The 374-nt window shown below is 61.5% G+C and carries 1 pseudogene; it reads right to left on the reverse strand.

What is annotated here, in order from left to right:
• Window positions 1–347: pseudogene (locus tag SB822_RS55355) on the reverse strand (hypothetical protein); the annotation flags it as partial.
• Window positions 348–374 lie beyond the last annotated feature (27 nt).

Raw genomic sequence — 374 nt, forward strand, 5'->3', positions numbered from 1 at the left:
GTCACGAACTCGCAAGCGGCTTCCGCATCCACCTCGAACTGCGAGGCTTCCTCGAAGTACACCGTTTGCTCGCCCGCTGACGTTCGCGCGTACCACCCTGCGCGGTCGGGGTGCCGATAGCGATTCCACTGCTCGGCATTTGCGTCCCGAAGCCCGACCGATGGTGCTTCACGGTCGTACTTACCTACCGGGTACCAGCCGTGCAATACGATGTCCGCCTTGGGCCTTGGCTCAACGTGAGGCACCGGGTATCTGCGACCCAGCACGTTGACGTCATGCCACGCTGCCATCGCGGGGAAAGCATGCGGTGCGTAGTGGTGCATCGACAGGAAGAAATCGATTGCCACAAGCTGCTGCGGCGTCACGAACTCAAA

The organism is Paraburkholderia sp. SIMBA_054 (assembly GCF_046534875.1).
Lineage (GTDB): Bacteria > Pseudomonadota > Gammaproteobacteria > Burkholderiales > Burkholderiaceae > Paraburkholderia > Paraburkholderia hospita.